Source organism: Microcoleus sp. MOSTC5 (genome assembly GCF_036701825.1).
GTDB lineage: Bacteria > Cyanobacteriota > Cyanobacteriia > Cyanobacteriales > Microcoleaceae > Microcoleus > Microcoleus asticus.
On the sequence record NZ_JAUBRK010000008.1, the window covers coordinates 42,181 to 58,172 of the forward strand.

General features: G+C 43.1%; 12 protein-coding genes. 2 read left to right on the plus strand and 10 right to left on the minus strand.

All coding sequences use genetic code 11. The features are described from left to right. Positions 1 to 5 precede the first annotated feature (5 nt). Entirely contained in the window at positions 6 to 1,304 is a 1,299-nt protein-coding gene (locus QUA54_RS05580) for a hypothetical protein (protein ID WP_333413737.1), read from the plus strand. Then, positions 1,301 to 2,734, plus strand: a complete 1,434-nt coding sequence (locus QUA54_RS05585; protein ID WP_333413738.1) for a hypothetical protein — start codon at positions 1,301 to 1,303, stop codon at positions 2,732 to 2,734. Before QUA54_RS05580 ends, QUA54_RS05585 begins: the two co-directional genes overlap by 4 nt. Positions 2,735 to 3,040: 306 nt before the next feature. Here QUA54_RS05585 and QUA54_RS05590 read toward each other — a convergent pair whose 3' ends face one another. From QUA54_RS05590 to QUA54_RS05635, 10 genes are all read right to left on the minus strand, one after another. Beyond that, positions 3,041 to 4,855, minus strand: a complete 1,815-nt coding sequence (locus QUA54_RS05590; protein WP_333413739.1) for an N-6 DNA methylase — start codon at positions 4,853 to 4,855, stop codon at positions 3,041 to 3,043. A gap of 190 nt (positions 4,856 to 5,045) precedes the next feature. Further along, on the minus strand, positions 5,046 to 5,510 hold the full coding sequence (locus QUA54_RS05595; RefSeq protein ID WP_333413740.1) for a DUF4258 domain-containing protein: 465 nt from the start codon (positions 5,508 to 5,510) through the stop codon (positions 5,046 to 5,048). A gap of 531 nt (positions 5,511 to 6,041) precedes the next feature. Beyond that, complete coding sequence (locus tag QUA54_RS05600) at positions 6,042 to 6,740, minus strand: SprT family zinc-dependent metalloprotease (RefSeq protein WP_333413741.1); 699 nt, start codon at positions 6,738 to 6,740, stop codon at positions 6,042 to 6,044. Next, positions 6,737 to 9,913, minus strand: a complete 3,177-nt coding sequence (locus tag QUA54_RS05605) for an HsdR family type I site-specific deoxyribonuclease (protein WP_333413742.1) — start codon at positions 9,911 to 9,913, stop codon at positions 6,737 to 6,739. Before QUA54_RS05605 ends, QUA54_RS05600 begins: the two co-directional genes overlap by 4 nt. 18 nt (positions 9,914 to 9,931) lie before the next feature. Continuing rightward, positions 9,932 to 10,624, minus strand: coding sequence for a histidine phosphatase family protein (locus tag QUA54_RS05610; RefSeq protein WP_333413743.1), 693 nt, complete (start codon positions 10,622 to 10,624; stop codon positions 9,932 to 9,934). Between the two features lie 42 nt (positions 10,625 to 10,666). Then, a complete protein-coding gene (locus tag QUA54_RS05615; RefSeq protein WP_333413744.1) occupies positions 10,667 to 11,209 on the minus strand; it encodes a restriction endonuclease subunit S in 543 nt (180 codons plus the stop codon). Beyond that, a complete protein-coding gene (locus QUA54_RS05620; RefSeq protein ID WP_445301528.1) occupies positions 11,210 to 12,427 on the minus strand; it encodes an ISAs1 family transposase in 1,218 nt (405 codons plus the stop codon). Between the two features lie 98 nt (positions 12,428 to 12,525). Beyond that, positions 12,526 to 13,380: a restriction endonuclease subunit S gene (locus QUA54_RS05625; protein ID WP_333413745.1), complete on the minus strand. Its 855-nt coding sequence runs from the start codon at positions 13,378 to 13,380 to the stop codon at positions 12,526 to 12,528. Continuing rightward, positions 13,373 to 14,440, minus strand: coding sequence for a hypothetical protein (locus tag QUA54_RS05630; RefSeq protein ID WP_333413746.1), 1,068 nt, complete (start codon positions 14,438 to 14,440; stop codon positions 13,373 to 13,375). Before QUA54_RS05630 ends, QUA54_RS05625 begins: the two co-directional genes overlap by 8 nt. Beyond that, positions 14,440 to 15,978: a class I SAM-dependent DNA methyltransferase gene (locus QUA54_RS05635; protein WP_333413747.1), complete on the minus strand. Its 1,539-nt coding sequence runs from the start codon at positions 15,976 to 15,978 to the stop codon at positions 14,440 to 14,442. Before QUA54_RS05635 ends, QUA54_RS05630 begins: the two co-directional genes overlap by 1 nt. Positions 15,979 to 15,992: the final 14 nt, after the last annotated feature.

A 15,992-nucleotide genomic window follows, 5' to 3' on the forward strand; every position in this document is an offset into this window, starting at 1 on the left:
TTTCAATGACTATAAATTTTTCAGATAAATTGCTACAGATTCTAGTAAAAATGCCAGCTACTCAAAGCTTTGGAGAGCGAAAAGCTCTCTTGAATTTCACAGGGTTTGATTATCTGATTCCCCGCATGAGTTCTCTGGAGAAAAGCAGCTTTGTTTTCGTTTCAGAATTAATAGAACTTATATTAGATGAAGGAAAAACACAACTTTTAAGATTTCTTAATAACATGGCTGATAGTGAGTTTAGCGGTTTGGAGACTAAACAAAAACTCAGCGTTATCGTTGCAGAAATAGGCAGTCTAGATTCTCAACAATGGAATAGCGAATTTACTGGATCGAATAAAAGTCAAGTTCCAGTTACAACTTCTAGCTCACACTATGCTCAAGGTACAGAGACGGTTTACCTCAATCTGTTAGAACTATTCTTCCCTAAAGAGCTATACATTTCAGATTTAGTTGTTGAGCGGGAAAAAGTTATTGAAAAGTCCAAAGATTATAAAAACAAACTCAAGAAAGATGCCTCAACACGAGATGTTGCGCGTGCTGCTCTTGAGCAAGCAGGGTTAGCTTTTGGGGTAGATTGGATCTGTCATGAAGGAAAAATCGTAACTTTCCATGATTTAAAGGATGATAACATACCGATTTCGGCAATCGTCGATCGTGGAACAACAATCTCGCTTGAGTCCCAGGAGTTTTACGAAATCGATCGAAACTTTGAAAATGTCTTCAAATCCTTGTTAAGACGATGCTTACAACAAAAGTTATATCGTCAAAATGTTATTTGGCAGCATCAAGAGCAACAATTCATTTTTGTAGAATTTGACGGGAACCCAATACGGAAAGAGGAATGGTATGGGGAAAGAAAGAGTACTAGAACTGTTTACGAACGGGTAATGAAGAATAATAAGCCCGATGAAATTTCCTACTGTAAGCACCAAGCATTTCATACACAATATCGGAGATTTAGTCAAAGCTGGTATCTTACTATTATCCCAGACTGGTTTTTCAGTTTCGACGGATATCGACGTTCCTTCTATGCTAAAGATAAGCTCGATTGGTTGAAGCGAGAGGAGAATAATAAAAACGTTTATAATCATTTGCGGTTTATTGTAGCTTTCTTAAAAACAGAGAAATCTTCCGATCTCTTTGTTACTAGATATCCTTACCCTTTTTTAGGGTTTGGTGAACTCATCACCTTTGAAAATGCTCCGCTACTTAATGATGATGAGTGGAATCCCAAATCACCAAGGAACGGCAGTGTTAAGACTAATGATTGGGAGCAAACAGCATTATCCTTCGACTTATGAAATTACACTACATTAAAGAACCTTTATTAGAATTTGGTCAAGGCTCTCACCTTTGTCCAAGAACAGGTATTACTAACTATGACGTTTATGATACGAAACTTAAAATCAGACGTGAACGAGTTATAGTTGGCGCTGTGGGAACCAGTGATACGCTATCCAAATTATATACTTGGTTAGAGAAGTGTTCTCAATTCATTCCTGCTAAACCAGACAGTCGTCAACCTAACCTGTTTGTTCCCTTTTGTGGCTTCAAATCCGACTTTGGATTTAAAGCACTCCTAGTAATTGATGAAGAAATTACTAGGGTACTGAATAACTCAGATATTAATGCGATCGTTCAGATTAAAGATTGGAATGAACGAGTTTATGCAGCAGTTGAATTATACTATCGCCAAGCTAAATTTTTGGCTCAAAATCGCGTGATTGATGTTATAACCTGTGTTATCCCCACTCGACTATATGACAAAATTTATAAGCCAGAAATAATTCCCGTCGTAGAAACTTTAGAAAATGAAGAAGATGGAGAAGACGATGTTTTAGAAGTCAACTTTAGACGGGCGTTAAAAGCTAAAGCAATGTCTCTTGGAAAACCATTGCAAATTATTAGAGAAGCTTCGTTAGAGTCGAATGTAAAAGGTCAGCAGGATGATGCTACAAAAGCCTGGAACTTTTGTACTGCTATTTATTATAAAACTAACCGAACGGTTCCTTGGAAGCTGGTTACCAATATCAATCGCCCCTCAGTATGTTTTGTTGGGATAGGATTCTATCGAAGTCGCGACCGCAAGGTGTTGAACACGAGTTTAGCCCAAATTTTTGATGAATTAGGCAATAATGTAATTTTGCGAGGGACCCCGGTTAATATCGATAAAAGTGATCGAATACCTCATTTGAAAGCAGGACAAGCCTATCACCTCTTAAAGCGTGCTCTAGCTGAATATGAAACTGCATTAGATACTTCTCCAGCGCGGCTTGTGTTGCATAAATCCTCAAAATACAGTGATGAAGAGCTTGATGGCTTTGAGTCAGCAGCAAAAGAAATGCGAGTTCGCAAGGTGGATTTTGTCACTATTCTTGACAGTGATTTACGCCTCTTACGTGGAAATGAATATCCGTCATACCGAGGTATTCATATTGAATTGAATGAGGAAAATCATTTGCTGTACACCCGGGGTTCGGTTGAACATTACAGAACCTATACAGGAAAGTATATTCCACAACCTTTGGAGATTCGAGTTGTCAAGTCGGATGAATCACCTGGCGTAATTTGCCAGGAAATTTTAGGTTTAACCAAAATGAATTGGAACAACACTCAATTTGATGGAAAGTATCCAATTACGCTGGCTTGTGCTCGAAAAGTCGGTCAGGTTATGAAATATTTAGGTGCTGCTGATGATGAGCCACAGATCAGCTACAGTTTTTATATGTAGTCGATCGAGCTTACCATTAATACTTTCGTTACCACAGTTGTTGAAGTGACACTCCTCAATTTTAGAGGGCAAAAAACGCCCCAAAACCCTTACAGGCTCTCGAATACCCGAATAAGCGTGCAAGCCTTTTTGAGGCAAGCTCCTCATTGATCCTATCAATCCGATCGCACCACTGCGATCTAACCAATGCTGGAAACCCGTTCTGATTCATTCAAATGATTTAGCTAAAAATGGGGAGGAAAAGAATATAAAGTAGATTGTGATGCAAACATCAAAAGCTTTATAAGCTTAAAATTTTGGCTACTACTAACCTCTAGTAGATGAGGAGATATTCCAGTGGGATTTACTCAAATGTTGTAGCTCTTCCTGAAGTTTGTTGATTTGATCCTGTATCTCAACCTGTTCCTTAAATGTGTTAATAATGCTTTCCGCTTTTGCCGCATCTGGAACGATAATCTCTACATCTTTTAAGTGCTGTAGCTGTATGAGAGGGACAGTTGCCCCTGAAATAATCGCCTTAAGCAGTGTTTCTCCAACATCAGAGCAGAGGTACATAAATAAAACCCGTGGATCTATGCTACCCTGTGGACGCATAATTAACGAAGACTGATTTACTACCCAAGCATTAGGGCCAACTGGAGGTACATTATCGGGAATAATAGCGAGTTTCCCTGCGCTTCCTTTTATCGAAATAATAATGTCACGGGGACACAAAAAGCTTTTTCCCTCTTGTGAATTAAAGACTTTTGGTGACAGCAATACCCGCCTCTCAGGAGTTGTGAGGTAGCCATAGTTGGGAAAATCCGAAACACCCACCTCAAGCGCTGGAATTCCTTCTGTTTCATTTTTTGGTAGAGGTTTTGATGGACGAAGAAACGTAACCAGATCAGAGAGTTTCCGAGTCTCGTTTTTGCTCAAAAGATGCCGAATTACCTTTTGCGCTGGAGGTAAGAGATAGCGAGAAACTTCAAGGTTTGCATCGTTTTTAAGAAGGATATCTATAGTTGGAATGTTAGCTACGATAGCCTCATCGTTGCTATTATGGAAAATCTCGAGCAATAATTCCCAGTTCACAAGCTTAGAGCGGTTTCTCCCATCTCTAGTTGAAAATTGCTCTGCTGCTCCATCAACAAAGCGCACTGTGGAGGCTTTACCCCGAGTATTGAGTATGAGAATTGAAAATGGAATTGGGGTGAAAGGCAGTAGGGCTGCTGGCATACTGAGGACCGCCTCAATCATTTCTTGCTGAAGTAGATCTTTTCGCAACAAGTGTTCAGCTCCACGACTAAAGAGGATGCTACCTGGTATTGCGACAATGGCTTTTCCTTCTGTTTGAGCGATTATGTGGTACAGGGTAAGAACAGAACCTGATGAGGTTGGTTCTTTAAACCTATTGAATAAGTCTCTTTTATAGACTTCGATATCAATTTTTTGTCCAAAAAGTGGAAATGCAATAGTGAAATCAAACTTTTGAAGATTGCCTTCCTTCAGAAAGGCTGGTCTTTGAAGGGGATCGCTAGTGACTATAGTGCGGATATTTGCATCCGTAAGGATGCTTATGAGCCAAGGGATAGGAGACACCCAGGGTGTTTCTATTGATGGAATTCCATCTTGTTTACTAACCTGACGAGCAATAAGGCAAAGGGAGTCGTAGGGGCAGTAAACCCTCTTTCCTTTAAGGTCTCCCGCCAGAGCGGACATAACTTTGATTACTTCTATCGGGATGGGCGATCCATGAGATAGAAACGAAAGGTAAAAGTCTTCAGGAAAGTCGAAAGAGTTTAACAGATTTTTCTGTGCGGAATCGAGTGCGAAATCGAGCGCCTCTACAAATACGCCCGGAGAAATATCCCTATGCAAATAAGCGATGTTCTCGAACGCTGCTTTGTTCTCACCAAGCTCTGGGCATTTACTGAGCCTCTTAAAGCTATTGAAGAGTTCTGTAGAAGTGGTGAGTCTTGAATTTTTAGTCAGTTGTAGATCGGAGGGAAGACTTTCGTTTAGCGAAAGTTTTGCCCACGCCAATATCTGCAGAACCACTTGAGTGTTCTCGTCTGTCGTAAAATGATGGTTGCCTCGAAAGATGTCGAGCATTTGCCCAAGTATATATTCACTTTTCATGGTATTTCCTTATATCGGGATGTAGACAAAAATTAACGTTTAACTGGCTTAAAATGTAGATAGACAAAGAGTTTTAGCTTGAAGGAGCCTAAATCTATTATTTCAAGAATTTCAAACCTTTTTATTAGATCATTAGGTTCTTTCCCTTGCGAACAAGAGGTTTACAGCCCCTAAAGGGGCTTTAAAATATCTAAGTTTTATTATGAAATCTAAACACCCGTTCGGTCTGGTTACATAGGCGGAATTTATTTTTCTTTCCTTGCCACTTTCTACTCTTCTTCGGATGGGCGCAGTTGTATGTAGTAATGAGGATAGTTTCATCAAGAATGATGGTTTCCTCAAGAATTACACTCTGAGCGGAAAAAGCGGTCACAACGGTAAGACCGCCTTTGTCGAGAACTTTCTTGGCGATTTTCATCTGGCGCTGAAGTTCGGCCACTAAGCGTGTTGCTGCATCTCGGCCCAACCTTGTTTCCTCAAGTTTCTTGGCGATCTTCACCTGGCGCTGAAGTTCAGCCACTAAGCGCGTTGCGGCATCTCGGCTCAAAGTTGTCACCTCGTCCTGAACTTCTCCATATTGAATCGTGAGTTCGATCATCTCTTTTGTGATACCACGGTGATTCATTCTTTGACCGGCATGATAGGTAATGTGCATGGCGTTTTCCTTAGCCAAGTGTTCTTTTTAGTACCTCTTACTATAAAAAAGTACGAGGTACTACTAATGTTATGAGTTATATCTGCGAATGTCAAGAAAAAATTTAGGGAAAATTCATCTGTGGGCAGAGCCATAAAATTTTTTTGCCTGATTTTGACAAATAACGTAACTTATGCTAAAGGGTCTCGCAAATTTCCACACCGCCGTGACTCCAAGTGGAGTCGGATGCGAAGTTGATCTTGGTGTGGCTGCATGGATGAGCGCAGTAAACTCCGTGGGTTTATCGGGGAGACGTTGCCAATTTCACACCTTTTATTAGTAGTCAGAGAGAATAAAAAATATTACGCCAGAGGGCTTTTCGGTTGTAAGTGCCTCGGCCCTATCACACAAAAAGCTCTCCCACATTTGGGTGAGCTGAGGGTGGAAGCGAAGCTTTGTCAAATGCAGTGTGAACTCATCGGCTTCTCAATGCTAGTTTTCTAACTTCGTGGCACCAATCTAGAGATAGATACCGTCGTGGCCTGTGATTCGCTAAAGGTCATAATTCACGCCATTCTCAGCTAACCAGCGCTTACGTTCCTCGAAATCTGGCAAAATCCGCTCGACTCTATCCCAAAACGCATGATTATGGTGCGGTTCAATCAAATGCACCATTTCGTGAATCGCCAGATACTCAATCATCGATCGGGGTAGCATCGCCACTCGCCAATGAAAATATAAATCTCCCTTGTGTCCGCAGGAACCCCAGCGATAGCCTAAATCTCGCACTTGCACAGAACGGGGAGAAGCTTCGAGACGATCGACCAAAGCAGCAATTTGTGTATCTAAAATCGACGAAAGGCGATCGCAATACCATCGAATAAATACTTCTCTTCCCTGGGCCTGAGCTTCTTGCTGCAATTCAAAACGACTTTGATACAATCTCAAAGGTGGCTTTCCCTCCACGCCATCCACCAGTTTGAGGCTGTAGCTGCGCCCCAGATAGTAAAAGCTTTCCCCGGAAACGTATTCTTTAGCAGGGGTGGGAGGATTGAGAGATTCTTTCTCGATTAGTTTACTGTGAATCCACAAGCGCTTCTCATTGACAACTTTTTCTAATGTTTCAATTGGCACTTCTGGGGGAGTTGACAGAATTAATTGACCATCTCGTTCGACGGTGATGCCGATGGTGCGACGTTTGGCACTGTGGCGTAATTTAAAGGAAAGGTCGCCAAAGGTTAGTGTTGTCATAAAATTAGGTGATCGCGATTTTTACGGGCAAGTTGTACCAGTTTATCTGCCACTGATTCTAATTGTTCGTAATTGACTGCATCCTTATCATCTAAATACCCTGCTATCCACTTTCTTAAATCTTCTTGAACGACAGGGCTGTCCCAATTTACCCGTCGAAGGTATTGCCTAATGTGGTTGACAATTTCGACGGTTAGTGCTGCAAGTTCGGTGAGGTTTTTGTCAGAATGTTCGCCTAAAATATTTAGAAATGGCAGTTGAGTTTTCGGGTCTAACCCGGTTTCATTGGTCTGGCGACCTGTTTGGATTTCTTCGATATATTTCCGCAAAGCTTCTACTTTTTCTTGCCAGTTTTCGGCGAAAGAAGCGAGGATTTCTTGCAGTTTATCGCTCAAGTTTTTGTAATAAACTGGGTCTTCATCATAGTGGATATCAATGTGGTAACGAGCGGCGAATTCCATTTCGGCTGCTTGGGCTTTAATTGACCGATGCCGCTGGATGTGAGTCTTAAAATCCAAAGACATAATATCAATCGGCGGAACTTTTGGATCGATTCCTTGGGATTCAATGTATTGGTCAATTAATGCCCGGACTTTTTCTTTGGCACTGACAATGTTTAGTTTTTCATCTCGATAAAGATCAGCGACAGATTTTTTAATTAAACCTAATTTTTTGGCATTTTGGACAAAGTTATAAGGATAACGGGCTTCGGGACGGGGTAAAATTGTGTCTAAGGTGTCGAGAAAGTCTTTAAGATAATTGTTGAACTCGACTCTGAGGATCTCGTCCCTAAGCAAGTCAACACAATCATCTAAATCGTCTATTGTGCAACCGCTTTGGCTGAATAACTTAATGAGTTGCTGGTGTTTATCTCGCAATTTTGGCAACTCTTCCCGAATATCAAACCAAGCGGCTTCTGTATCTATCTTTTCGTAAATTGCTAAAGCTTCTGCTAGATTCACGCCGTAATAATCTACGACTAAGCCATATTCTTTAGTATTATCATGAACGCGGTTAACGCGGGCAATAGCCTGTAATAGTTCATATTCTTTCATTCCTCTGTCTAAATATAAAACTTGTTCTAACGGCGCATCAAATCCAGTCAATAGCATACTTTTAACAATTAAAATTGCTAAACTGTTTTTGGCTAAAGGATCTTTAAACTTAGCAATATTGATTTCTTGTTGACTCTTATCAGTCCACTTTTTCCAGTTGGGGTCGTCATCTTTATCGGCAGAAATGACTGCCGCGAATTCTAGGCGACGGATTGTTTCTAAATGTGGTAATGCTTGGGCAAGAAAGCGAGTCTCTGACTTCAGGTTTTCTAGGGTTTCTGTGTCGAAACTTTGCAGGATGGGGGCGCGAGTTTCTAGTTCTTGCACCAGTTCTCTTTGTGCTTCTAAAAATGCTTCTTGATAACGGACGGCTGCGAGGCGAGTTGAGGCGACAACTTGCGCTTTGAAACCTCCGGGAAGGATACGATCGCAATAATGGCGCAGCATATCTTTAGCTTTGGCTTTAATCAGTTCTCGCGCTTCGCAGACTTGGGTTTTAGTCGCGTATTTAGCTTTAATTTGCACCCGTTCTTCTGGGGTTTTATCCTGAAATACGATTTCAAATAGTTTATCTAGGTCATCGCCTTGGGTGACTGCACCTCTGGCTTCTAACCCTTCATAAAGAATGGGTAAAGTAACTTTATCTTCTTGAGATTGGCGGATATTGTATTGGTCGATAAAATCACCAAAAATTTGCTCCGTTGTTTTCTTGGCAGATTGGACGATCGGAGTACCAGTAAAACCAATTCGCACACAATTGGGTAATGCTGTCAAGAGGTTTGTGTGGAGGGTGCTGGCGTGCGATCGATGCGCTTCATCAATTAGCACTAAAATATCCTCAGAAGGATTGAGATTTTTCGGCATAGGCTCAATTTTTTTTTCTTCTTCTGAGTCTTCACCACCTTTAAATTTTTGAATCATCCCGAAGACTAAGCCAGCACCGGGTTGTTTGAGGTTGTTTTCTAGCTTTTTGACGTTTTTCGCTTTTTGTAAGGGTTCGCCTGTAAGAACGGCTGTCTCGGATAGTTGCTTTTCTAAGTCGGTGCGGTCAGTAACGACGACTATCTTGAAGCGGCGCAAGGCGGGGATGGTGCGAATTTTCCGTATCAGGTACACCATTGTCAGGCTTTTGCCGGAACCTTGGGTATGCCAGATTATTCCACCACGTTGGTCATCGGTACCATGTTGCGTGCGACTTGGGTTGTGTAGGAGTCGCCCGATTGCTTCGTGGACTGCCCGATATTGTTGGTAACGGGGGGCGAGTTTAATAGTGTGTCCGCCACTGGTTTTGAAGAGGGTAAAGTTTCGCAGGATGTCGAGGAGGTTGGCGGGTTGTAGCACCCCGGCGATCAGCATTTGGCGCGAGTTGAGTTCGGTAACGCCGAGTTCTGCGGCAATTTCGGCTTTGGGGCAGGGGGTGGTGTCTTTCCACTCGACATAATGCTCGTAATTCGCGCCGATCGTTCCTGCTGCTGCGCGTCCTCTAGAGGCGGCTATCATTAACTGGTTGTAGTGAAATAGCTTTTCTGCGCCTTCGGGTTGGCTGCTTCCCCGTTGGTTGGAATATTGCAACAAATCGCGGATTGCTTCGGTGATGGGGTTATCGAGGTTGGGGCTTTTGCACTCGATGACGACGAGGGGGATGCCGTTGACGAGTAGCACAATGTCCGGGACGATAAACCCCCCTTTGCCTGTTGCCCAAGGGGGGTCTACTCGGTATTGATTGATGGCTAGGAAGTCGTTATTTTGGGGATGCTCGAAGTCGATGAAGTGGAGGGTGCGATCTTGGCCGTCTTGTCCCTGAACAGTGGTGCCTTTGAGGAGTAATTTTGTAGCGGCTTGATTGGCTTCCATTAGTCTTTGTGCGCCCAGACGCTCTAATTGACTCACGGCAGCATTGACTTGGGTATCATCCAGCCAAGGATTGCCGCTGTCATCGAGGTTGATGCGCTTGATGGCGGTTTTTAGACGATCGCCAATTAAGACTTGCTTGAAGTTCTCGCGATCGGTAACTTGGGGATTATCCCAACTGCCTTCGATATGCTGCCAACCCATGCTGATAAGTTGGTCGATGGTTGGCTTTTCAGCGTAAATATACTCTGGCGTTAGTTGGGGCATTGTTCCACTAAAGGTAGGTTACGAGGGTTGATCGGCTGCGTCGCTCGCCACAGTTGCATCGGGTGCTACCGATTCTAGCTCTGGTGGCAGATGATTGGTAATAAAGGAACTCCAGTGAGCTATCCCACCTGAATCAAATTCCATCTGCAAAATTGACGCATTCGGTACTGGAAAGCCTCGCGAAAATCCCAAAAGCCGAGTCATCGCAACGGCATCAATTATCGTTGGGTTAGCCAAAATCTGCCACAGCATTGCTTTGATAAAAAATCCATGTGAAAAGACAACAACAAAACCGGATTGTTGTTGTAACTGGTTTAGGGCAGTTCGGACTCGTTCCATCAGTTGAACCAACGATTCGGCGTTGGTTCCATCGACATATTCAGGGTCGCAGCGATCCCAGTAAGCTTTGCTCAAAGGTTTGCGAGCCTGGGTTGTGGTTGGTTGGTCGAGCTGTAGACCCAGATAGGTAAATTCCTGAACTTGCCAAACCTCCACGGGTGTATGTGGAAATTTTTCAATCAATGGTTGAGCAGTGAGTTGTGTTCTCAGATAAGGTGAAATCACAATCTTGTCTGGAATTTGTTTAACGGCGGTTGGAATACATCTTGATTGTCGATCGCCCAATTCACTTAAGGCGTTTTCATGCGGCCCCATAGTTGCCAAACCTGCATTTGATTGACTTTGACCATGACGAATAAGCCAGATAGACACGGTTTGATATTTCCTCTTATTTAATGGGTGAAAATCCCACGACTAGCTAAACTTATCACTTGCAGGGGTGAATTTATCGGCCTCTTTGACCCGCACTTTTCCGGTTAATAAGTCGTGCATTAGTCCTTGTTTTTGGAGTTTGAGCTTGTCGCGGTAGGCTTCTTCAGTGCGGATGCGAGTGTTGTGGAAATCCAAAATAGTAAAAATTTTCCTCGCCTCTTCCCTTGGTGGAATAGGCACCTCCATTTCCGCTAACTTTGTAATATAGATGTGTTTAATTGTTGAACCTCCAGCATCAGCTAGCATACGTTCTTGCCCTTGTTCAGAGCTTAGGTAGTGAACGAGAAACTTTATATCTGTATCTGGGAGTGGTCGTAAGCAGGCGACAGATTGATTTATACATATATCAGTTCGATCAACAACAGCGATTCTGCCTAAAGTTCCATCCTTAGTTATTAAAATGTCGCCTAAATTCGGTTTACTTTTCTGAGTCAGGTCATTTTTATAGGCTTTTTCTGATGTGTGTCGAGCTTGTTCATAACAAATCTTTCCATTAGCTATATCAACAGGGTAAGAGCATCTCAATCAGTCTTGACAAAAGGATTTGAGAAGAAGCATCATGTATTCATCATTCATTGCAGCCCGTTTCCTTTTCTGTCGCAAGCTACGCTTGAGAGTAGTTTCTTGATTGACAGCATTCAGGGACATCCGTCTGATAGCAGCCAAGTTCCGAGGGCTATTCAACGACCGAATGCGACATCGATCTTCATTGAAAGTGACATCTAAAATCCAATGTTCTTGATTTTCAATGCTCCAATGTTGACGAATAGCGCGACCATTAACCTGGGCATCTACGGGTAAGGAACTCAGGTAGAACTGTACTTCATGAGTGGTTGTGTTCCACAAATAACGGAAACGTTCTACTATAACAATAGTCTGAATATCTGCCCAGTCTTCTTGTTTGTAAAGTCGTCCGAGTGCCGCCACTGGAACCGCCCAAACTTTTCGAGTTTCGACTCGATGATGTGCTTTTTCCGTTCGGGAATCTTCACTCACTTCAATTCCACCAAATTGGTTGGCTCTGGCTGTTTCAAACCAGGTCTTGACTTGTTTATAAAGAGTTGGATGATTCTTTTTGAGGGTAACGACATAATCGGCTTTTTTTTGACGAATGAGCCGCACAATCTCGGTCTGAGTACCCATCGCATCCATCGTAATAATCGCTCCGGTGACATCGATTAATTCCAATAGAGCTGGGATAGCTGTGATTTCATTGGAATGGTTTTCCACTTTAACTTGTCCAAGTACCAACCGATTTTCGCTGGCCCAAGCTGTCACTAAATGTAAATTATTTACCCCGGTTTTTCGGTCATAAGAACCTCGGAGATTTTTGCCATCAATCGGGATAACTTGTTGACCAACTGGCCCAATTAATTGTTTAACCCATTGAGTCAACTTCTGTTCTAAAACTTTCGGGTCTAGCTTTTCAAAAACTCGTCGAAAGGTATCATCGCTCGGGATGCCATTGGGTAAGTCTAAAAATTTTTGCAACCATTGCTGCTTACTGATTCCATAATTTTCCATGTCTTCCCATCCCTCACCTCCAGCTATTGTAGATAATATGGCAATGACGAGAATGTCTTTCAGTAGGTGGCGTTTGGTTCGGTTCACTCTTGGGTCGGGTACGTCATCAAAATAACTTGACAAGCTCCCTTGTAACTCTTGCATGGAAATAGGTGGGGCTTCTGAGCGTGGTTGCTTTGACTTAGACGTTGGCACAACGGGCAGGAATCCTTTATCCATTGAGTTTTACGGCTTGATGACTTAGCTTTTAAGGCATTATAGAATTGCTCATACCTGAATGCCACGTTTTCTATAGTTGTCTTTTTGTCAAGTACAATTTATACCAAATTAGATGAGCTTACCCTGGCTATATCAAAAGCTGTTATCATCCACGGGCCATCTTTAGTGGTCGGCATTGGATTTGTAAATCCATAGGTTATATATTGAGTGAGAGATGTAAGTGGCCGAATTTCCCAATCTTTAGGAATTTGTCCCAGAGGTGAGTCTTTGAACTGTTCGGGGTGTGTGATCGCATCCCTCAATTCCCCATTCTCATCTAACCCCCGTGTCAGCAAGTCGTGCAGCAGTCCAGCCTTCATCTGCTTGAGCTTGGCGATGAGAGAGGAGGTATGTGCGATCGTTGAGTCGATCGTGTCAATAACTTCAGCGATTCTATGTTGTTCTTCGGGAGATGGAACAGGAATTAGAAGAGGGCGTAAATCTTCAAGATTAATGTTCTTCTGAGCGCTTTGTGGTGCGCGTGCATCCAGCCGTTGTTTAGCACGGCGGATGCATAACTCTACATACCGAATGCTGTTAGGTTTTTTAACAACTGCACCAACAACACTATCAGGAAAAAACATAGGGATGCCAAGAATGGCAGTATCGGCAATATTTGCTGCAATAGTGATTGCAATCGTACCAACAGGAAACTCTCTGCTTACTGTAATTCCACGCTCGTTTAAAGTTTGACTGTATGTGCTGAGTATTCCTCCTGATGAATTGGCGATATCACCTGTTTGAATAAAAGGGTATGAACCTCCATAAAAACGAGGGTCATTTCGTGGTCTATGAGTAAATTTTCCTCTATCTACATCAGCTAGTTCAGATAGTGGTTTAACGTCCCAATCTTTTGGAATTCTCCCCAGAGGCGAATCCTTAAACTCCTCAGTTTTAACAACAGTCTCACGCATAACCCAACCCACTCAAAAACACATTCAACTGCTGACGCGCCGCATCCCGTTCCGTTTCAATATCCTGCAACGTCACGCGATACTTATCCCACCAATTCTCAACCGCTACAATCACCTGCTGACGGTGAGCCGTGACATATCGCTTCAACTCAACAATTAAGCCATCCTTGAAAATCGCCAACACCAACTCCTGACACTTCTCATCCGTCAACGCCGCACGCGCCGCTTCCAAACGCTTCACCAACTCATTCTTCAGCGTCCTCAGCCTCCCCTTCGATTCATTCAATTGCTTTTTAATTTCCTTATAGGGTTCCAGTTGTTTCTCAATCTCGGCAATTTCCGCTTCCATCGGCTCAACCGTCGCCTCAAGTTCTGCGATTTTAGCCACATTCAACAACGGCGAATTCTTCTTTAAATCCTTAATTTCCTTCTTCGGCTCCTTAATCGAACCTTTCAGAGTCTTGAGCCTTGTCTCCAACTCCTTAGCAAAATTAACCGCCTCCGCCTCCTCATCGCTGGCTTCTCCCTCCTGGGCCTCTTCCCCCCCTTCAAACGCAACCTTAAGCTGTTCTAACTCCGCAATTTTCGCCTCAGCGTCCGCAATTTCCTCCAGATAGTCCGGCATCAACCGCACCACCAGCTTATGATTGAGCGGGTCGAATTTGGTCTGATTCTTCTGCGTCTCATCATCTTGCTCTAGAGCATCCCGAATTGTATCCACCCAACTATCCACCAACCCGCCAAAATCCGATTCCGAGAGCGTTCTGAGTTCATACTTCACCTCATCCCACCAACTCGCCACCACACCCGCCACCTTGAAGCGGTCAAGTAAACCCACAGGTTTCAGGCTATCAACAAACGAATGCAAAAACTCCCCTCGCAGTTCCATCACTTTCTTCGTTTTCGGCAACTCGCCCAAATCAGGTGCATGAAGTTGCCACCAAGCAGCAAAAACACTATAAAGCTTACCTTCTTGTTGTTCAACGCCAGCATCAGATTCAATAAAAATTTTAATCTGCCCTCTTTCCGTAATTGAGGCAATAAAATCTAAATAATCCATTAACAATGCTCCACTAAAATTCTAGTTGGATCGAATCCATGCGCCTCTAACAATAGACGCTTTGCCTCAACCTCAACTTTAGGAATTCCCCCCAATAAATGTGCTTTCACATCCTGCGGTTCTGGCGGTGGCGCATTGTCCGCATAGCGGCGAATATTGCAGTTATAATCATTGTCTGCTAATTCCTGCTTTGTCACCACAGCCGAATAACCCGGTAAAGCCTTAAAATTTTCAAACACCCAGGTAATCTTTTCAATATGTTCGGGGCGCAAATAATTCTGAGCGCGACCTGCATAAAATTCCGCATCGGCATTAATAAATAATACCTGATTTTTACGTGCCGCAGGTTTCGCATCTTTACTCCCACGCATCACTAAAAGACAAGCAGGAATCCCCGTCCCATAAAATAAATTTGGCGGCAAACCAATCACCGCTTCTAAACAATCTTTGTCAATCAAACTCTCGCGAATTTTCTTTTCTTCACCCCCCCGAAACAGCACCCCATGAGGCATTACCGTCGCCATCATCCCCTTATCTTTTAGCACCGCCATCATGTGCTGAGCAAACATTAAATCTGCTTTTTTTCCCGTTTCTGGACAAAATCCATGCGTAAACCTTCCCTGAAATGCCATCCCTTCACGGCTATAGTTTTGGGAAAAAGGCGGATTGCTAATTACTCGGTCAAACCGCATGAGTTCCCCGCCTTCAATATGTAAGGGATTAAATAGCGTATCATCATTGTGAATATCCGCATCCCGAATCCCGTGCAGCAGCATATTAATTTTACAAATTGCCCACACGCCGCCGTTATTATCCTGCCCGTAAAGCGCTAAATTTCTGGCATCGCCGCCGCACTCTTCAACATATTGCTTTGCCAGAATTAATATACCTCCTGAACCACAACAAGGGTCATAAACAGACATCCCTGGTTGTGGTTTCATCAGCCGCACCATCAACTGCACCACTTCACGTGGCGTATAAAATTCGCCCCCTTTCTTCCCCGCAGAATCAGCAAAATCTTTAATCAAATACTCATAAGCAGCACCCAATAAATCGGGAAACACCAAATCTTCATTTCGCAATCGATGCTTACTAAAATGTTGAATTAATTCGCGTAACTTAGTATCAGAAATCCGACTTTTTCCCACCTGACGATTAAAATTAATGTGACCTAATACTCCTGCTAAAGCTTGGTTCTTATCTTCCAGAGAACCTAAAGCTTTATTCAATCCATCTGCTACTTTTTCATGTACTTCATCGCGAATATAAGCCCATCGCGCTTTTTCCGGTACAAAAAAAGCCTCTTGGTAACTCATGGGATTTTCCGCCCTCTGTTTCGCCTCTTCTAGCGTGCGTCCCCGTACCAAATTGTCTTGTAGAATTTGGTCATAACGTTGCTCAAACACATCCGAAGCGCGTTTGAGGAATAGCATCCCAAAAATATACTCTTTGAACTCCGAAGCATCCATATTGCCCCGCAGGATATCGGCGGCGGCAAACAGATGTCGTTCCAGTTGTGGCAGAGTTAGCTTACCCATGAAAAAATACTTAA